The organism is Mycobacterium sp. (genome assembly GCF_046330795.1).
Lineage (GTDB): Bacteria > Actinomycetota > Actinomycetes > Mycobacteriales > Mycobacteriaceae > Mycobacterium.
In genome coordinates, this window is sequence record NZ_JAXLSA010000009.1 from 84,091 (window position 1) to 102,087 (window position 17,997).

Here is a 17,997-nt window from a genome sequence, read left to right on the forward strand (position 1 = left end):
AGATCGGCGCCTGCCGGAGAGGAGCAGGTGGGACCCCGCGATGATGGCACACCGAGGCCGGTTCAGGTGTGCACGGCGATCCCGGCCATCTGATGCCGGAAGGGGCTAGTGCTTGCGGGTCTTGCCCCGCCTCGAGGCTTCCCGACGCTCGCGGCGCGTGCCGCCACCCGTGGACGGCCCGGGCCGGGCCGGCTCGCGGCCGTGCCGCTGCACTGCCGCCGAACCATCCTCCGACGGGCCCACATAGGTCAGGGCGGGCGCTTGTTCGTCGTCGATTCCCTTGGCGCGCAAGCCAACCGGGGCGGACCCCCGCTCGGCCGACGAAGATGAAGCGGAGCGGGCCGCCGCCTCGGCGAACTCCGCCAGACCCTCGGGCGCCGCGACCGGGGCCACTTGCGGCGCCTGGGGCGCCGCCTCGACCTGGACGTTGAACAGGAATCCGACGGATTCCTCCTTCATCCCGTCGAGCATCGCCTGGAACATGTCGTAGCCTTCGCGCTGGTATTCGACCAGCGGGTCGCGCTGGGCCATGGCCCGCAGCCCGATGCCCTCCTTGAGGTAGTCCATCTCGTAGAGGTGTTCACGCCACTTGCGGTCGATCACGTTGAGCAGCACGTTGCGCTCGAGCTGCCGCATGGCGCCCGCCCCGGCCAGCCCGTCGATCTCGGCCTCGCGGCGGGCGTAGGCGCCGCGCGCGTCGTCGAGCAGGGCGTCGAGCAGTTCCTCGCGGGTCAGCTCGCCGGGCTCGCCGACGTCACCGCCGTGCATCAGGTCGTGGTGGTCGATGCCGACGGGGTACAGCGTGCGCAGTGCCTCCCACAGCTTCTCCAGATCCCAGTCCTCGGAGTAGCCCTCGCCGGTGGCGCCGTCGACGTATGCCGTCACCACATCGGCGAGCATTTCCTGGACCTGCCCCTCGAGGCTCTCGCCCTCGAGGATGCGTTTGCGCTCGTCGTAGATGACGGTGCGCTGCTGGTTCATCACCTCGTCGTACTTGAGGACGTTCTTGCGGACCTCGAAGTTCTGCTGCTCGACCTGCGTCTGGGCGCTCTTGATGGCGCGGGTGACCATCTTGGCCTCGATCGGCACGTCGTCGGGCAGGTTGATGCGGGTCAGCAGCGCCTCGAGGGTGGCGCCGTTGAAGCGCCGCATGAGCTCGTCACCCAGCGACAGGTAGAACCGGGACTCGCCGGGGTCGCCCTGGCGGCCCGAGCGGCCGCGCAGCTGGTTGTCGATGCGGCGCGACTCGTGCCGTTCGGTGCCCAGCACGTAGAGCCCGCCGGCCTCGCGGACCTCCTCGGCCTCGGCCTCGGCCTCGTCCTTGATCTGGCGCAGGGCGTCGTCCCAGGCGGCCTCGTACTCGTCGGCCGTCTCGACGGGATCCAGACCGCGGTCGCGCAGCAGCTTGTCTGCCATGAAGTCCACGTTGCCGCCGAGCACGATGTCGGTGCCGCGGCCGGCCATGTTGGTGGCCACCGTGATCGCGCCGCGCCGGCCGGCCTCGGCGATGATGTTGGCCTCCTGCTCGTGGTACTTCGCGTTGAGCACGTTGTGCGGGATCTTGCGCTTGGTGAACTGCCGCGACAGGTACTCGGAGCGCTCGACGGACGTGGTGCCGATCAGGACCGGCTGGCCCTTCTCGTACCGCTCGGAGACGTCGTCGACGACGGCGATGTACTTGGCCTCTTCGGTCTTGTAGATCAGGTCGGTCTGGTCGGTGCGGACGCCCGGCCGGTTGGTCGGGATCGGCACGACGCCCAGCTTGTAGATCTCGTGCAGCTCGGCGGCCTCGGTCTCGGCGGTGCCGGTCATCCCGGACAGCTTGTCGTAGAGCCGGAAGTAGTTCTGCAGCGTGATGGTGGCCAGCGTCTGGTTCTCGGCCTTGATCTCGACGTGCTCCTTGGCCTCGATGGCCTGGTGCATGCCCTCGTTGTAGCGCCGGCCCGGCAGCACGCGGCCGGTGAACTCGTCGACGATGATGACCTCACCGTCGCGGACGATGTAGTCCTTGTCGCGGTGGAACAGCTCCTTGGCCTTGACGGCGTTGTTCAGGTAACTGACCAGCGGCGAGTTGGCGGCCTCGTAGAGGTTCTCGATGCCGAGCTGGTCCTCGACGAACTCGACGCCGATCTCGTGCACGCCGATGGTGCGCTTGCGCAGGTCGACCTCGTAGTGGGTGTCCTTCTCCATCAGCGGGGCGATGCGGGCGAACTCGGTGTACCAGTTGGACGCGCCGTCGGCCGGGCCGGAGATGATCAGCGGGGTGCGGGCCTCGTCGATCAGGATCGAGTCGACCTCGTCGACGATGGCGAAGTTGTGGCCGCGCTGCACCATGTCGTCGGTCGAGTGCGCCATGTTGTCGCGCAGGTAGTCGAAACCGAACTCGTTGTTGGTGCCGTAGGTGATGTCGGCCGCGTAGGCCGCGCGGCGTTCCTCCGGCATCATCTGCGACAGGATGACGCCGACGTCGAGGCCCAGGAAGCGGTGCACCCGGCCCATCCATTCGCTGTCGCGTTTGGCCAGGTAGTCGTTGACGGTGACGACGTGCACGCCCTTACCGCTCAGCGCGTTGAGGTAGGCGGGCAGCACACAGGTCAGGGTCTTGCCCTCACCGGTCTTCATCTCGGCGACGTTGCCGAAGTGCAGCGCGGCCCCGCCCATCAGCTGCACCTCGAACGGGCGCTGGCTCAGGACGCGCCACGCCGCCTCGCGCGCGACGGCGAACGCCTCGGGCAGCAGGTCATCCAGAGATTCACCCTTGGCGACACGTTCCTTGAACTCGGCGGTCTTGCCGCGCAGCTCCTCGTCGGTCAGCTTCTCGACGTCGTCGGACAGCGTGTCCACATAGTCGGCGACTCCTTTGAGTCGCTTGACCATGCGGCCTTCACCCAGGCGCAGCACTTTCGACAGGACGGACACAGAGAATCCCCTAGAGCGGTTGGAGCGTGGTTTCGCGACCCATCGTAGGTGACGCGGTGTTATGCCCCGGTCAGGTCGGTCGTGCCGAGGTGGCCGGATTTGCCCCTGACGGCTTGCCCGGCGGCTGCGGGGCGGCCCGCGCCGCGGAACCGGTCGGGGCGTGAGGGGCCACTTTGTGTCCCTGGGGACGCCCAAAAGTCACCCAAGTGGCTCCTCACCGAGGCCGCGACCGGACGCTCGTCAGCGGTGATCGCTCACTCGAGGCGGATCAGCCCGTAGTCGAAGGCGTGCCGGCGGTACACCACCGAGGGCCGGTCGGATTCCTTGTCGTGGAACAGGAAGAAGTCGTGGCCGACGAGTTCCATCTCGTAGAGCGCCTCGTCCACGGTCATCGGCGTGGCCGGGTGTTCCTTGACGCGGACGATCTGGCCGGGTTCGTGGTCGTCGACGGCGTCGATCTGGGCCGGCGTGGCGACGGCGTCGGGTTCGAAGAGGTGGGGCACGACGGCCGTGGCCTCGTGCAGCGAGACCGGCGTCTTGTCGCCGTAGTGGATCTTGCGGCGGTCCTTGTGGCGGCGCAGCCGGGCTTCCAGTTTGGCGACCGCCGATTCGAGTGCGGCGTAGAAGCTATCGGCGCAGGCTTCGCCACGGACCACCGGTCCGCGCCCGCGGGCGGTGATCTCGACGTGCTGGCAGCTCTTCCGCTGGCGGCGGTTGCGCTCGTGGTCGAGTTCGACGTCGAACATGTAGATGGTCCGGTCGAAGCGTTCGAGCCGAGCGAGCTTCTCCGCGACATAGGCCCGGAAGTGGTCTGGCACCTCGACGTTGCGACCCTTCACCACCACCTCTGCGCTGGGGGCTTCGGTCTCATCCACCGCTTCGGGGGCATCCACGAATTGACTTGACATGCTTGACATCTCGATTCGTTGTCGCATGGCACGCGGGGCGTGCCCGGGCAATTCAGAACATGCGCTGCGAGCCTCGCGGATGATCACGCGTCACTCCGCGGCGCCAGGGGTCGAGTACCACCTCCTTCGCGCCCGCCGCAATCGCGTCTCGCGTTCATGGATCGTTGGCACCGAAGGTAGTCCTTGTTCACCCGCCGGGCCACCTTTTCGCGCACCTGTTGCCAGAACTTTCGGCCCTTGTTACAAGGACCTGCGGCACTATGCGGCAAGTTTGCGGTTGCGGCCGTCGACATACCGCACGCCAGCTGCTGTTTCGCGTGACATTTCCCAACACCCACGCCACGAACTACGCGGCGGCCAGCACCAACACGCCCGCTACATGGGCCCCGGCGGCGCGCAGGACACGCACGGATTCGGCCGCGGTGGCACCGGTGGTGACGACGTCGTCGATCAGCAGGACGTCGCCGGGCACCGGGCCGGTTGTCCGGATCCGGCCGGCGATGTTGCGTTCGCGGGCCGCGCTGTCCAGGCCGACGGAGTCGCGCACGCCGGCCCGGAATCGCAGCACCGGGGCGACGCCGATCCCGGGGTGCGCGCCGGTGGCCCGGATGGCCAACCGGGTGACCGGGTCTCCCCCGCGCCGGCGTGCGGCCAGCCGGCGCGTCGGTGCGGGGACGACGGTCAGCGGGGTGTCGAGGATGCCCCAGTTCAGCAGCCGGTGCAGCCCGAGCGCCAGGGCGTGGGCCAGCGGTGCGGTCAGGTCGCTGCGGCCGCGTTCCTTCAGGGCGACGACGGCCTGGCGGCGCGGTCCGGCGTGGCGGCCCAGCGCGAACACCGGGACGTCCGGGTCGACGCGGGGGGTGACGACGTGCGGCTGGTCGTCGGCGACGGTCAGCGCGGCCGCGCAGTCGGGGCACCACCGGGTGGCCGGCGCCCCGCAGCCGCCGCACTGCAGCGGCAGGAGCAGGTCGAGCATGGCGTCAGTGTGGCCCGCCGGTACGACACGGGCCGCCGTGACGGACATCAGCATTCCCTTCGATGTACGCCGTGGACATGGGCAGCTGCGGCTCCGGAACCTAACCTGCACACATGACCAACACCCTGACCCGCCTTCCGCAGGCGCGCCGGATCCGCACCGAGATCCCCGGACCACGCTCCCGCGAACTGGCGGCCCGCCGGGCGGCGGCACTGCCGGCCGGCTTGGTCAGCAGCGCCGGCGTCTATGCGGCGGAAGCCGGCGGCGGTGTGCTCGTCGACGTCGACGGAAACTCGTTCATCGACCTCGGTAGCGGCATCGCGGTGACGACCGTCGGCAACTCCGCACCGGCCGTCGCCGCCCGGGCGGGCGAACAACTGACCCGGTTCACCCACACCTGCTTCCTGGCCACCCCGTACGAGGGCTACCTCGACGTCGCCGAGCGGCTCAACGCGCTGACCCCCGGCGATCACGTGAAGCGCACAGCGTTGTTCAGCACCGGCGCCGAGGCCGTCGAGAACGCCGTCAAGTACGCCCGGGCGGCCACCGGACGGCCCGCGGTGGTGGTGTTCGACCACGCCTTTCACGGTCGCTCGCTGCTGGCGATGACGATGACCGCCAAGAATCAGCCCTACAAGAAGTCGTTCGGTCCGTTCGCCCCCGAGGTGTACCGCGCGCCGATGGCCTACCCGTACCGCTGGCCGTCGGGACCGGACAACTGTGCCGCCGAGGCGTTCGAGATGTTCGCCCAGCTCGTCGATGCGCAACTGGGCGCCGACGCGGTCGCTGCCGTGGTGGTCGAACCCATTCAGGGCGAGGGCGGGTTCATCGTGCCCGCGGCGGGGTTCCTGCCCAGGGTCGCCGAGTTCTGTCGCGACCGCGGCATCCTGCTGGTGGCCGATGAGGTGCAGACCGGGATCGCGCGCACCGGCGCCTGGTTCGCCTGCGAGCACGAGGGCCTGGTGCCCGATCTGATCACCACCGCCAAGGGGCTGGCCGGCGGGCTGCCGCTGGCCGCGGTCACCGGCCGCGCCGAGGTGATGGACGCCGCACACCAGGGCGGGATCGGCGGCACCTACGCCGGTAATCCGGTGGCGTGCGCAGCGGCACTCGGGGTCTTCGAGGAGATCGAGTCCGGTGGCCTGATCGAGCGCGCCCGCGCGATCGGCGAGCTCATGGTGTCCGAGTTGCGCGGCATCGCCGCAGCGACGGGCGTCATCGGCGAGATCCGCGGCCGCGGCGCGATGATCGCCGCCGAACTGGTGCGTCCCGGCACCCGCGAACCCGACCCGGCCGCGGTGGCCGCCGTCGCCCGGTACTGCCACGACAACGGCGTATTGACCCTGACCGCAGGAACTTTCGGGAACGTCCTGCGCTTCCTGCCTCCGCTGGCCATCTCCGACGAGCTCCTCCTGGACGCCTTCGGCGTGCTGCGCGAGGGCTTCGCCGCACTCTGAGAAAGGACCCCCACATGACTGCCACGATCGCTCCCGCCACGGACACCCGAGGCCCGCTGGAACTGTTCGACATCGACCGACTGCTGGACGCCGACGAACGTGACATCGCCGCGACCGTGCGCCGTTTCGTCGACACCCGGCTGCGCCCCGACGTCGCTGAGTGGTTCGAATCCGCTACCCTGCCAAAGGAATTGGCCAAGGAGTTCGGCGACCTCGGACTGCTCGGCATGCACCTGACCGGCTACGGCTGCGCCGGCACCAACGCCGTCAGCTACGGTCTGGCCTGTCTCGAGCTCGAAGCCGGTGACAGCGGCTTCCGCAGCTTCGTCTCGGTCCAGGGTTCGCTGGCGATGTTCTCCATCCACCGGTACGGCTCCGAGGAACAGAAGAACGAGTGGCTGCCGCGGATGGCCGCCGGTACGGCCATCGGCTGCTTCGGCCTGACCGAACCCGATTTCGGCTCGAACCCGGCCGGCATGCGCACCCGCGCAAGGCGCGACGGCGCCGACTGGGTACTCGACGGCACCAAGATGTGGATCACCAACGGCAACCTCGCCGATGTCGCAACCGTGTGGGCACAGACCGACGACGGAGTGCGCGGCTTCCTGGTGCCCACGGACACCAAGGGTTTCACCGCCAACAAGATCACCCGCAAGCTGTCGCTGCGCGCCTCGATCACCTCCGAACTGGTGCTCGATAACGTACGACTGCCCGCCTCGGCGCAGCTGCCGCTGGCGCAGGGCCTCGGCGCCCCGCTGTCATGCCTGAACGAGGCCCGGTTCGGCATCGTGTTCGGCGCCCTGGGCGCCGCCCGGGACAGCCTGGAGACCACCCTGGCCTACACGCAGTCCCGCGAGGTGTTCGACCGGCCACTGTCGAGTTATCAACTCTCCCAGGAGAAGCTGGCCAACATGACCCTCGAGCTCGGCAAGGGCATGCTGCTCGCCCTACACCTCGGGCGCATCAAGGACGCCGAAGGTGTGCGGCCCGAGCAGGTCAGCCTCGGCAAGCTCAACAACGTCCGCGAGGCCCTGGCGATCGCCCGGGAATGCCGAACCCTGTTGGGCGGCAGCGGTATCACACTGGAGTACTCACCGCTGCGGCATGCCAACAACCTGGAATCGGTGCTCACCTACGAGGGCACCTCCGAGATGCACCTGCTGTCCATCGGCAAGGCACTCACCGGGCACGCGGCGTTCCGGTCATGACGGTCGCGATCCGCCAGCTGCTGGCCGGGCAATGGCGCGACGGCGCCGGCGACCCGTTGCGCAGCCTGAACCCGGCGCGTCCCGACGTCGTGGTGGCCGAGGGCGGACTCGCCGGCGCGGCCGATGTCGACGCCGGCGTTGCCGCTGCGCGCGACGCCCTGCCCGGCTGGGCGCGGACGCCGATCCACGAGCGCGGCGCGGTGCTGTCGGCGGCCGCCGACGTGGTCGACGCCAACGCCGAGGCGTGGGGCGTCGAGCTCGCCGCGGAGGAGGGCAAGACCCGGGCCGAAGGTGTCGGCGAGGTCCGCCGGGCCGCGCAGATCCTGCGCTACTACGGCAACGAGGGCGACCGCCAGGCCGGCGAGATCTACGCCTCCCCGCGCGCCGGCGAGCAGATCCTGGTGACCCGCAAGCCGATCGGCGTGGTCGGCGTCATCACACCGTTCAACTTCCCGATCGCGATACCGGCGTGGAAGATCGCCCCTGCGCTGGTGTACGGCAATGCCGTGGTGTGGAAGCCCGCGAGTACCGTGCCGTTGCTGGCGATGCGGCTCGCGCAGGCACTCACGCAGGCCGGGCTGCCCGCCGGCGTGCTCGGTCTGCTGGTCGGCGGCACCGATGTCGGGGACGCCATTGTCGGTCACCCCGGGATCGATGCGCTGACGTTCACCGGGTCCACCGGTGTGGGCCGGCGCATCGCCGCGGCGGCGGCCGCCCGCGGGATCCCGGCGCAGGCCGAGATGGGCGGCAAGAATGCCGCCGTGGTGCTCGACGACGCCGACCTCGATCTCGCGGTCGATCAGGTGATGGCCGGCGCGTTCCGTTCGACGGGCCAGAAGTGCACCGCCACTTCACGTCTCATCGTCACCGACGGTATCGCCGACCGGTTCCTGGCGGCGCTGACCGAGCGCGCCCGAGCGCTCACGGTGGGTGACCCGACCGACGACGCCACCCAGATGGGCCCGGTCGTCAGTGCGGACGCACGGCGCACGATCCAGGCCGGGATCGACGCCGCCACCGCGCAGGGCGCCACGGTGCTGGCCGGCGGGGAGCCGTATGCCGACGGCCTGCTGGCGACGGGCTTCTTCGTCCCGCCGACCGTGGTCGAACTCGGTGCCGCGGCCGACGTCTGGACCGACGAGCTGTTCGGCCCGGTGCTCGCGGTCCGCCGGGCCAGCGGCGCCGAGGCGGCCTTCGCCCTGGCCGACGACAGCGAGTTCGGGTTGTCCGCAGCGGTATTCACCCAGGACCTCACCCGGGCACTGCAGGCCGTCGAGCACATCGATGTCGGTGTGCTGCACATCAATTCGGAGTCGGCCGGCGCGGATCCGCATGTGCCCTTCGGTGGGGCGAAGAAGAGCGGGCTGGGCCCCAAGGAGCAGGGCGGGGCAGCCCGGGAGTTCTTCACCCACACCACCACGGTGTATCTGCGCGGCGGGACGCCCGGCGCATGAGCGCCGGCGCACTGGACGGCATCGTCGTCGTCGACTTCAGCCGGGTGCTGGCCGGGCCGTACGCGACGATGATGCTGGGCGACTTCGGCGCCGAGGTGATCAAGATCGAGCGGCCCGGTACGGGCGACGACACCAGGCACTGGGGCCCGCCGTACGACTCCGCCGGTGTGGCAACGTATTTCAATTCCGTCAACCGCAACAAGCGGTCGGTGGTGCTCGATCTCGCCGACCGGGCCGATCAGCAGCGGGCCCGGGAACTGGTGGCCGGGGCCGATATCGTGGTGGAAAACTTCCGGCCCGGCACCATGGAGAAGCTGCACCTGGGCTATCCGGACCTGGTCGACCTGCGCCCTGACCTGATCTACTGCTCGATCACAGGTTTCGGCCACGGCGGCGGTGCCGCCCTCCCGGGCTACGACCTGTTGGTCCAGGCCGTCGGCGGGCTGATGAGTATCACCGGCACCGGGCCGGGCGATCCCACCAAGGCCGGCGTGGCCCTGGTCGACGTGCTGGCCGGGTTGCATGCACTCAGCGGTATCCTGGCCGCACTGGCGTATCGGGACCGCACCGGGCAGGGCCAGCGGGTGGACACCAATCTGCTTGCGGTGCTGTTGTCCTCGCTCGTGAACCAGGCCTCGGGCTATCTCGGTGCCGGGTCGGTGCCCGGCATCATGGGCAACCGGCACCCGAGCATCGCGCCGTACCAGGTGTTCGACACCGCCGACCGCCCGATCACCGTCGCGGTCGGCAACGACAAGCAGTTCGGCGCGTTCTGCGGGGCGATCGGACTGCCGGAGCTGGCGGCCGATCCGCGGTTCGCGACCAACCCGCAGCGGGTGGCCAATCGGGATGCGTTGTGCGCGTTGCTCGAACCGGCGTTGAAGGCGGCCGGCGCCGATCACTGGTACCAGCGGCTCACCGCGGTCGGCGTGCCGGCCGGTCCCATCAACGACGTCGCCGAGGCGTTCGCGTTCGCCCGTTCGCTGGGGATGGAGGCCGTCGTCACCGTTCCCGGCGGCACCGCGCCACAGGTCGCCAACCCGGTGTCCATGTCGGCGACGCCGGTGAGTTACCGCAGTGGCCCGCCGCGGCTGGGTTCCGGTGACTGACCGCGTTCGGCCAGCAGCAGATCGGCCTTGACCGCCAGCCACAGTTGCGCGCGGCTGTCGGCGGACTCCAGTTCGTCGCCCAGCAGGGCCCGAATGCGACGCATCCGGTTGCGGACGGTGTGCCGGTGGATGCCCAGATCGACGGCAGCCGAATCCATCTGACCGTTGTGGCGCAGGTATGCCGCCAGGGTGGGCGACAGTTCGCGCTCGCCACGCAGGGCGGCCAGGGGCTCGGCGAACACCCGCAGCTCCGCGGTGGTGCGGCCGCCGAGCAGCATTCCGAATGTGCTCAGCTCGTCGAATGCGGTCAGTCCACCGCCGGCGCCGGCGCGGGCCGCGGTGCGCGCCTGCTCGGCGCCCACAGCCAGCTCGGCCAGACCCACCGGCCGCGACACCCCGCCGCCGGCGGCACCCGAGAGCCGCTGCCCACTGCCGGCGGCCGGCACCACCAGCACGATGTCGTCGCCGTCGGGGGCCATCAGATACGGGCCCGCGCCGAACAGCCGGCCCACCCGCTGCTGCGCGGTCAGTACCGGACCGGTTCCCGCCAGCACGGCCACCGTCACCTCCGCGGTCGGATCGAAGCCGAAGTAGCGCAGCACCCCGTCATCGACAATGCCTGGGCCGCTGAGCAATTGGCGGGTGACCGCGGCGCGCAACAGGTCCTCGGCGTCCACCATCCGGGCGGGCTTCTCAACGGCAATCGCGACCAATGCCACCGCATGGGCCAGCAGTAGCCGGTCGGCGTTCGACATGGGTTCCCCGGTGCGCACCGCCAGGTGCCCGCGCACCGGCTGCGCCGCCCGCAGTGCCTGCACGGTCACCAGGTCCTCGCCGTCGGAGACCACCCAACCCGCCCCGGGCCGCTTCGAGTCCGCCAGGACCGACAGCAGGCGGGGCTGCGCGGGCCCGGCGCCGGCCAGTGCCGTGCCGTCGGCGCCGGCCACCACCACGGTGGCCGACAGGGCATCGGCCAGCGCGGCCACCACCGCGGGGATGCCGCCGCGCAGCGTCGCGCGGGCCAGTACCTGCTGACGGTCGGCGACCCGCTGTACCGCCGAGAGCTCCTCGGCCCGTAGCGCGTCGACGACCACCCGGGTGATCGCGATGAACGGCGTCGACGGCGGCACCGCCAGAACCGGGATGCCCAGTTCGTTCCCCGCGCGCAACACACCGGCGGGCACCGCCCGCAGGGTGGTGCCGGTGTCGACCGCCAGCGCCGCGGTGCCGGCATCGGCCAGCCGTTGGACGTAGGCGCGCTGGGCCGCCGCGTCGGCGCCGAGGTTGATGCCGGTGGTCATCACCAGTTCGCCGCCGGCCAGGTACGGCGCCGGGTCGGCCAGTTCGATGGCGTGCGCCCAGGCGATCTCGCGGTCGGCGGCCTGCGCACCCGCAGCCAGCGTCAACCCCAGGGCCTGGTGACCCGCCAGATCGCGTGCGGTGATCGCCATCCGAGCAGTTCTACTCGCTGCCCGCCCGAACGGCCACCCCCTGCAGCCGCGCGGCCGCTGCGGCCTCGCAGGCCGTGACGAATGCGTCGAACAGTCGCAGCCGGTCGGCCGCGGGGCCGTCGTCGTCCTCGGGATGCCACTGCACACCCAGATACCAGCGATCCGGGTCCTCGATGCCCTCGACGATCCCGTCGAGTGCGCGCGCCGCGACCACCAGACCGTCACCGACCCGGTCGACGGCCTGGTGATGACCCGAGCGTCCGATGATGCGGTCGGTTCCCAGGATCGACGCGAGCCGGGTTCCGGCGACGATGTCGATCGGCTCGTCGACGAATTCCGGTTCGCCCGGCGCCCCGTGGTGCAGCACGTAGTCGGCGATGTCCCCGATGATGCTGCCACCGCGGGCTACGTTGAGCAGTTGCGAGCCGCGGCAGATGCCGAACACGGGCCGGCCGGCGCGCTCGGCCGCTGCGATGGCGGCCAGCGCGTCGCGGTCGGCCCGCAGATCCACGCCGTATGCTTTCGGATTCACCGCCGCGCCGTAGCACGATCCGTCGATGTCACCGCCGCCGAGCAGCATCAGGCCATCGAATTCTGCTGCACCGGATGGGTTTTCGAGCGGCTCGGTGGTGTCCCACAGTTCATGTCGGACGCCCAGCTGCACCAGCGTGGTGAGGGCGACGCGGGTGAACCGGGTGATCAGCTCGGCGTCGGACGCGCTGATGTCGGGATAGTTCAACGAGGCCAGGACGCAGATCCGGGCGCTGGGCGTATACGGTGGCCGCACCTGTGGGATGACGTCCTCGCGACGGACCCGGAAAGTCATTGCTGCTCCTGACGTTTGGCTGCCCGGTCCACCAGGTCGGCGAACAGTGCGGCGTCGGTGGTCGACGTGGCGTGGCGGTCCTCGGGGTGCCACTGCACGGCGAGGATGTCGGCATGCCGGTGCTCGACGGCCTCGACGATCCCGTCGGGCGCCACCGCGGTGACCACCAGATCGGCGCCGACGCGGTCGATCGCCTGGTGGTGATAGGACGAGACGTCGATGCTCTCGGCCCCGAGGACGGCGTGCAGCCGGGATCCGGGTGTCACGCGAACGTCGTGAACGGCGTTGTGGTGCAACGCCTCTTCGTCGGCCACGTCCTGGTCCAGCGTGCCGCCGGTGGCGACGTTGAGGATCTGCATGCCGCGGCAGATCGCCAGGGTCGGCAGGCCCAGCGCGATCACCGCGCGGGTGACGCCGAGGTCGAGGTCGTCCTGGAAGGCCACGGTGTCGACGGTGAGGGGGGAGGGGTCGGCACCGTAGCGGCAGGGCTCGACGTCGGCGCCACCCGGCAGCAGCACACCGCCGAATCGCGACAGTCGTTCCGGTAGTTCGGCCAGCGGATCGGCGGCCGGGCCGTGTACCACCACCGGCTCACCGCCGGCGGCCCAGATCGCTTCGCACATCGCCTCGGCGGCCAGGGTGGCCGAGTAGCGCAGGATCGGTACCTGTGCGGCCCGCCGTCCCACCACGGCCACCAGCGGACGCGACATTCAGGGTCCGCCGAAGGGATAATCGAGGGTCGGCAGCCACTCCTTCCAGATCTGCTGCAGGCGACCGGATTCGACGAGCCGGCCGAGCGCGACATCGAGCTCGGCCAGGGTATCGGAGCGCTCCTTGGACACCGCGATCCCCCACTTGTTGGCGGTCGGCACGGTGAACGCCAACTCGTAGTCGGGATGCGTCGCGCCGAGGGGCACGAACACCACGTCGTCGTCGACGACCGCGTCGACGTCCTCGGCCCGCAGTGCTGCCAGCATGTCGGCGTAGACGTCGTCGGAGCCCGCGCCGAACGCGACAGGTACTGCGCCGGTGAAGGTTTCGACCAGCGCCATGTTGGTGCTGTTCTCGATCGCGGCCACCCGGCGGCCGACGAGGTCCGCGGGGGTGTGGATGCCCGCGCCGCGGCGCACCAGCACGCCCTCGTGGAACACCGCATAGGGCCGGGTGAAGTCCACCTGGGCCCGGCGCTCGGCGGTGATGCCCTGCCCGCACAGCACCGCGTCGGCGTCGCCGCGCTGCACGGCCGGGATCATGTCGACCCACGGCACCCGCACCCACTCGACGGGCCGGCCGAGTTCGGCGCCCAGCGCCGCGGCCACGGCGGGCTCGTAGCCCTGCCGGCCGTTCTCGGGCGTCCACAGCGAGAACAGCGGCGGCGCTTCGGCATCCAGGCAGGCGAGTCGCAGCGGCCCGGTCACGGCAGGTCATCCCAGTACATGGTGCGCTCCCAGTCGGTGACGTATCCACAGAACCTGGCCCACTCGTCGGCGTGGAAGTCGACGAGGAGTTCGGACAGCACGGGACCCAGCGCCTCGGTGAGCACCCCGTCGGCCCGGAACGCCTCGATGGCCTCGCCGAGCGTCAACGGCAGCGCCGGGAAGCGGACGTCGGCAGGCGTGTCGTACGACGAACCCTGCGTCGGGGCGCCGGGATCGGTCGAGTTCTTCAGGCCGTCCTCGCAGGCCGCCAGGATCACCGCGTGCGACAGGTACGGGTTCACGGCCGCGTCGGGCAGCTTGTACTCGAGGCGCCCCACCGCCGACAGCCGGACCGTGCAGGTCTTGTTGTCCAGACCCCAGTTGATCCGCGACGGCGCGAATTGCCCTGCATCCCAATACCGTTTGTAGGAGTTGACGGTGGAGCCGTTGATCAGCATGGCACCGGCCGAGTGCGACAGCAGACCGCCCAGCGCGTGCTTGCCGACGTCGGTCAGGTGCAGTTCGGTGACACCGGGGTCGGCCAGCACGTTCACGCCGTCGCGCCAGAGGCTGAAGTTGTGGTGGCAGCCGTTGCCCATCATCCCGGTGGCCGGCTTGGGCATGAAGCTGGCCTCGATGCCCAGTTCGCGGGCGACCTGCTTGCAGATCTGCCGGTAGGTGACCAGGCGGTCGGCGGTCAGGTCGGCGTGGTCGTACATGAAGTTCAGCTCGACCTGGTACTCGTCCTCGTAATCGCCCTCGACCATGTCCAGACCCAGGGCCTGGGCGTACTCGACCACCTTCTTGACGATCGGCCGGTTCCGCTCCAAATGCTCGATGTGGTAGGCGGGGCTCGACCCGGGCCGGAAGTGCGCCTCGAGACCCTCACCGCGCCAGGTCATCTCGGGCTCACACCCGGTGCGCAGTTCCAGGCCGGTGCGATCGGTGAAGCCGGCGTGCATCCGGCGCAGCAATCCGCGGGTGTCACAGGCGAATTCGGCCCCGGCACCCTCGGTCAGGTGATCCGGCTCGTAGAGCCGGCAGAACACCCGCGCAAAACTGGTGTCCCACGGCAGCACGCCGAAGGTCTCCAGGTCCGGCACGGCCGTGTACTCGGGTGCGTTGACGCCGCCGGCCAGCAGCACGCCGGCGCGAGTGCCCTGCAGGTTGGCCACCGCGGTCTGGTGCTGCTGCACACCCTTGACCGCCAGCCGCTCGAAATGCTTTGCCGGGGCTACTTTTCCGACCACCCGGCCGGTGATGGTGATGGCCTGGAAGTAGACGAACTCCACGCCGCGTTCGGCGATGGTCGTCAGGACCTCGGCCAGTTGCGCACTGGTGGCGTTGGCCTGGCGGTGGGTGTCCAGCGGTGTCGTGCTCATGGGACGGTCCTCTCGGGCGGGTCAGGGGGCGGGCGTGAAACCGATGGGCAGTCGATTGGGTCCGGTGTTGCCCGAGTCCGGCAGCCAGGTGGCGCCGGGCAGTTCATGGGGATCCGTCATGCGGCGGGCCAACAGTGGCAGCGCCTCGCTCATGTCGGCGCGGGCGACGAAGTGTCCCAGGCAGTAGTGCACCCCCGCGCCGAAGCCGAAGTGCGGCTTGCGTTCTGCGGTGATGTCGAAGCCCGGTTCGAAGACCCGCGCGTCGGTCCCGGATGATTCGGCGTAGAGGTGGACGGTGGTGCCGGCCGGCAGCAGCAGCCCTTCGTACTCGAGGTCCTCGATCACCTCGCGGGTCACCCACCGCGTGGTGGGGTTGACCCGCATGACCTCCTCGACGGCCTTGCCACCCAGATCGGGCCGCTGCGCCAGCAGCCGCCACTGGTCGGGGTGGGCCAGGAAGGTCTGCATGGCCAGCCCGAGCTGGTTGCGGGTGGTGTCGAAGCCGCCGAAGATCAGCAGCACCAGACCGTCGCGCAGTTCCTCGTCGCTGAGCCGGCCGTCCTCGGGCGCGGACGCGTTCACCAGGGCGGTGACGAAGTCGTCGCGGGGATGGGCCCGGCGGTCGGCCACCAGTGCGTCGCAGTACTCGTACAGCCGGGCCAGGGCGGCCTCGATCTTCGGCAGGTCCTCGTTGAGGGTGATGCCCATCGCCAGGCCGAGGGTCGCCGATTCGGTGGCGATGACCGGCCATTCGTCCTCGGGCAGTCCGAGCATGATCGCGATGACGCGGGCCGAGTACGGTTCGGCGAATTCGCCGACGAACTCGCAGCGGTCCGGCTCGGCGAAATTGTCGATGAGTTCGCCGGCCAGGGCCTGGAACCGCGGCACCAGGCCGGCGATCAGCTGCTGCGAGAAGGCCGGACTCATCAGCCGGCGCAACCGACGGTGCTCCTCGCCCTCCTTGTTCAGGATCCAGCTGTCCCACCACCGCGCGAACGGGCCGTCGGTGACGCCGTTGTGCGCCGGCCAGGCCACGCTGCCCTGACGCAGTTGGCGGCTCTTGAGCAGCTTGTTCATCTGCTCGTATCGCAACACCGCGATGCCGTAGGGCGTGGTGGCGTACCAGCTCTGCTCGCGGGCGGCGTGGACCGCCTCGGACGTGATCGAGAAGTGCGGATCGGTCACGTCGAAGAACGGGACCGCTCCGGTGGTGGTCGACGGGCTGACCGACATGGGGACTACCTCCAGAGCTCCGACCGGATGATCCTCAAATACTCTAAAAGTAGATTCTTTCTGTCAAGGGGTTGGCGCCAATTCGGCATTTCGATCTCGCCGGCGCCGCACCGTCAGCGGGCGACGGCCACCACCCACCCGGTACCCAGCGGCAACTCGGCCACGTCCGCGAACTCGTCCTGGTCGTCCGCGCCGACCTGCGGCAGCGCCGGCAGTCGCGAGCCGACGATCCAGCGCGGGGTGTTGGCGGCGATCACCCGGCGCTCGGTGTTGACCACCACCGCGTCGGCGCTGGTGCCGCGCAGCACCTCGAGCAGCCGGTGTTCGATCTCCCCGACCACCAGGTCGGCCCCGGCCACCCCGAGGAAGGCGCCGTCGGCCACCACCGGGATGGTCGCGGTGATCGTGTACATGTCCGACCCGCTGTAGTCGACGTACGGGCCGTAGGCCACCCGCGCCTGCCCGCCCTGGGCCAGTTGGAACCAGTCCATCTGCAGATAGTCGTAGACGTCGACGCTGCGCGGGTCGAAGTTCAGGCGCAACCGCGTCACCCGGCTGTGGTGGCGCTGCCACCAGGCCATGTAGCGCTCGAGGTCGTCGACCATGCGCGGCGCGGCGACATAACCCGCCCCCCAGATCAGCGGCTCCGCCGCGATGAGGTCGGCGAGCATCCGGTGCAACGCGGCCAGGTTGGCCTCCGTCAACGGCGCCCGCGCCGGCCGGCAGCGCAGCACTTCGTCGGCGACGCGGTCCAGCAGTGTGTAGACGGGTTCGAGGCGTCGCGACACCTGCTCGGCCAGGGCGGCCGCGGTGCTGGTCATGACGCGGCGGCGCCTGCGGAGAGGTCCAGGTTGACCTGCGTCAGCCTGGCCAGCTGGCCCATGATGTGCGCCTCGGCGAGCCGTCGGGCCTCGTCGGGGTTCTCGGCGGCCACGGCCGCGGCGATGCCGTGCAGGCCGTCGACGTAGCGGGCGACGTCGACCGTCGGTTCCAGCGGCAACCAGATCAATCCGCTGACCTCGGCCTGCAGGTTGGCCTCCCGGCGGGCCAGCCGCGCGGACTGGGACGCGATCGCGATCTGGATGTGGAACCGGCTGTCGGCGCGGATCCGGTCGCCCATCGATTCGGCCGCGCCGAGCTGATCGGTGAGGGCGAACAACCGCCGGACGGCATACGGCGCGGCCCGCTCGGCCGCCAGCCGCGCGGCCTGCCCAACGATCGCGGTGTGCTCGTCGAACAGGTCGCGGACGTCCGAGGCGCTCATCGCCGTCAGCCGCGCGGTCAACTGCGCGACCGGCGGCTCGGCGGGCCGGACCACGAACGAGCCGCCGCTGCGGCCCCGCCGGGTCTCGACCAGGCCCTGGTCGCGCAGCGTGGCCAGGGCCTCCCGCACGGTCATCGGCGCGACGCCGAACTGGGCGGCCAGGTCGACCTCCACCGGGAGCCGCTCGCCGTCGTCGAGCAGACCCAGCTGAACCGCCTCGGTGATGCGCTGGACGATCTCGTCGGCCCGCCCCAGCTGGGCCTCGGGCACCACCAGCGGCGACAGCGACGACACCAGCGCCACCTCCTCCAGCCGACCGGTCCCGACGTGTCGGCAATGTACCCGACTTCCGGGCAATTCTGCCGTTTCTGTTGCCGTTTAAACAATAGGAC

General features: G+C 70.1%; 15 protein-coding genes. 4 read left to right on the plus strand and 11 right to left on the minus strand.

From position 1 onward, the window contains the following. Positions 1-105: 105 nt before the first annotated feature. The 3 genes from secA to U0R18_RS20710 form a co-directional block, all read right to left on the minus strand. Entirely contained in the window at positions 106-2,919 is a 2,814-nt protein-coding gene (gene secA, locus U0R18_RS20700) for a preprotein translocase subunit SecA (RefSeq protein ID WP_526371990.1), read from the minus strand. A 254-nt stretch (positions 2,920-3,173) separates the two neighbouring features. After that, complete coding sequence (gene hpf, locus U0R18_RS20705; RefSeq protein WP_526371992.1) at positions 3,174-3,827, minus strand: ribosome hibernation-promoting factor, HPF/YfiA family; 654 nt, start codon at positions 3,825-3,827, stop codon at positions 3,174-3,176. A 346-nt stretch (positions 3,828-4,173) separates the two neighbouring features. Continuing rightward, the gene (locus U0R18_RS20710) at positions 4,174-4,803 is read right to left on the minus strand and encodes a ComF family protein (protein ID WP_526371994.1); all 630 of its coding nucleotides are present in this window, start codon (positions 4,801-4,803) and stop codon (positions 4,174-4,176) included. Between the two features lie 113 nt (positions 4,804-4,916). On the opposite strand from U0R18_RS20710, the gene gabT reads away from it, so the two are divergent. Genes gabT through U0R18_RS20730 form a run of 4 tightly spaced genes read left to right on the plus strand, consistent with a single transcriptional unit; the run spans position 4,917 to position 10,031 of the window. Beyond that, positions 4,917-6,260, plus strand: a complete 1,344-nt coding sequence (gabT, locus tag U0R18_RS20715; protein ID WP_526371996.1) for a 4-aminobutyrate--2-oxoglutarate transaminase — start codon at positions 4,917-4,919, stop codon at positions 6,258-6,260. A 14-nt stretch (positions 6,261-6,274) separates the two neighbouring features. Further along, the gene (locus U0R18_RS20720) at positions 6,275-7,468 is read left to right on the plus strand and encodes an acyl-CoA dehydrogenase family protein (RefSeq protein WP_526371998.1); all 1,194 of its coding nucleotides are present in this window, start codon (positions 6,275-6,277) and stop codon (positions 7,466-7,468) included. Beyond that, complete coding sequence (locus tag U0R18_RS20725; protein WP_526372000.1) at positions 7,465-8,922, plus strand: aldehyde dehydrogenase family protein; 1,458 nt, start codon at positions 7,465-7,467, stop codon at positions 8,920-8,922. The genes U0R18_RS20720 and U0R18_RS20725 overlap by 4 nt, the downstream gene beginning before the upstream one ends. Then, entirely contained in the window at positions 8,919-10,031 is a 1,113-nt protein-coding gene (locus tag U0R18_RS20730; protein WP_526372002.1) for a CaiB/BaiF CoA transferase family protein, read from the plus strand. Before U0R18_RS20725 ends, U0R18_RS20730 begins: the two co-directional genes overlap by 4 nt. Here the strand turns inward: U0R18_RS20730 and U0R18_RS20735 are convergent. The 8 genes from U0R18_RS20735 to U0R18_RS20770 form a co-directional block, all read right to left on the minus strand. Next, positions 9,992-11,482, minus strand: coding sequence for a PucR family transcriptional regulator (locus U0R18_RS20735; RefSeq protein ID WP_526372004.1), 1,491 nt, complete (start codon positions 11,480-11,482; stop codon positions 9,992-9,994). The two genes, U0R18_RS20730 and U0R18_RS20735, sit on opposite strands and share 40 nt — an antisense overlap. Positions 11,483-11,492: 10 nt before the next feature. Further along, a complete protein-coding gene (locus tag U0R18_RS20740) occupies positions 11,493-12,308 on the minus strand; it encodes a gamma-glutamyl-gamma-aminobutyrate hydrolase family protein (protein ID WP_526372006.1) in 816 nt (271 codons plus the stop codon). Beyond that, positions 12,305-13,018, minus strand: a complete 714-nt coding sequence (locus U0R18_RS20745; RefSeq protein WP_526372008.1) for a gamma-glutamyl-gamma-aminobutyrate hydrolase family protein — start codon at positions 13,016-13,018, stop codon at positions 12,305-12,307. The genes U0R18_RS20740 and U0R18_RS20745 overlap by 4 nt, the downstream gene beginning before the upstream one ends. Beyond that, the gene (locus U0R18_RS20750) at positions 13,019-13,726 is read right to left on the minus strand and encodes an ABC transporter substrate-binding protein (protein ID WP_526372011.1); all 708 of its coding nucleotides are present in this window, start codon (positions 13,724-13,726) and stop codon (positions 13,019-13,021) included. Then, positions 13,723-15,108 carry a glutamine synthetase family protein gene (locus U0R18_RS20755; RefSeq protein ID WP_526372013.1) on the minus strand — a complete coding sequence of 462 codons (1,386 nt, stop codon included), beginning with the start codon at positions 15,106-15,108 and terminating at the stop codon, positions 13,723-13,725. Before U0R18_RS20755 ends, U0R18_RS20750 begins: the two co-directional genes overlap by 4 nt. A gap of 21 nt (positions 15,109-15,129) precedes the next feature. After that, the gene (locus U0R18_RS20760; RefSeq protein ID WP_526372015.1) at positions 15,130-16,341 is read right to left on the minus strand and encodes a cytochrome P450; all 1,212 of its coding nucleotides are present in this window, start codon (positions 16,339-16,341) and stop codon (positions 15,130-15,132) included. A 113-nt stretch (positions 16,342-16,454) separates the two neighbouring features. Continuing rightward, positions 16,455-17,162 carry a cache domain-containing protein gene (locus tag U0R18_RS20765; RefSeq protein ID WP_526372017.1) on the minus strand — a complete coding sequence of 236 codons (708 nt, stop codon included), beginning with the start codon at positions 17,160-17,162 and terminating at the stop codon, positions 16,455-16,457. Then, positions 17,159-17,899, minus strand: a complete 741-nt coding sequence (locus U0R18_RS20770) for a FadR/GntR family transcriptional regulator (protein ID WP_526372019.1) — start codon at positions 17,897-17,899, stop codon at positions 17,159-17,161. The genes U0R18_RS20765 and U0R18_RS20770 overlap by 4 nt, the downstream gene beginning before the upstream one ends. Positions 17,900-17,997 lie beyond the last annotated feature (98 nt).

Coding starts and splice junctions, on each gene's coding strand:
- hpf (WP_526371992.1), bottom strand. CDS start 3,827: ATGTCAAGTCAATTCGTGGATGCCCCCGAAGCGGTGGATGAGACCGAA.
- U0R18_RS20710 (WP_526371994.1), bottom strand. CDS start 4,803: ATGCTCGACCTGCTCCTGCCGCTGCAGTGCGGCGGCTGCGGGGCGCCG.
- gabT (WP_526371996.1), top strand. CDS start 4,917: ATGACCAACACCCTGACCCGCCTTCCGCAGGCGCGCCGGATCCGCACC.
- U0R18_RS20720 (WP_526371998.1), top strand. CDS start 6,275: ATGACTGCCACGATCGCTCCCGCCACGGACACCCGAGGCCCGCTGGAA.
- U0R18_RS20725 (WP_526372000.1), top strand. CDS start 7,465: ATGACGGTCGCGATCCGCCAGCTGCTGGCCGGGCAATGGCGCGACGGC.
- U0R18_RS20730 (WP_526372002.1), top strand. CDS start 8,919: ATGAGCGCCGGCGCACTGGACGGCATCGTCGTCGTCGACTTCAGCCGG.
- U0R18_RS20735 (WP_526372004.1), bottom strand. CDS start 11,482: ATGGCGATCACCGCACGCGATCTGGCGGGTCACCAGGCCCTGGGGTTG.
- U0R18_RS20740 (WP_526372006.1), bottom strand. CDS start 12,308: ATGACTTTCCGGGTCCGTCGCGAGGACGTCATCCCACAGGTGCGGCCA.
- U0R18_RS20745 (WP_526372008.1), bottom strand. CDS start 13,018: ATGTCGCGTCCGCTGGTGGCCGTGGTGGGACGGCGGGCCGCACAGGTA.
- U0R18_RS20755 (WP_526372013.1), bottom strand. CDS start 15,108: ATGAGCACGACACCGCTGGACACCCACCGCCAGGCCAACGCCACCAGT.
- U0R18_RS20760 (WP_526372015.1), bottom strand. CDS start 16,341: ATGTCGGTCAGCCCGTCGACCACCACCGGAGCGGTCCCGTTCTTCGAC.
- U0R18_RS20765 (WP_526372017.1), bottom strand. CDS start 17,162: ATGACCAGCACCGCGGCCGCCCTGGCCGAGCAGGTGTCGCGACGCCTC.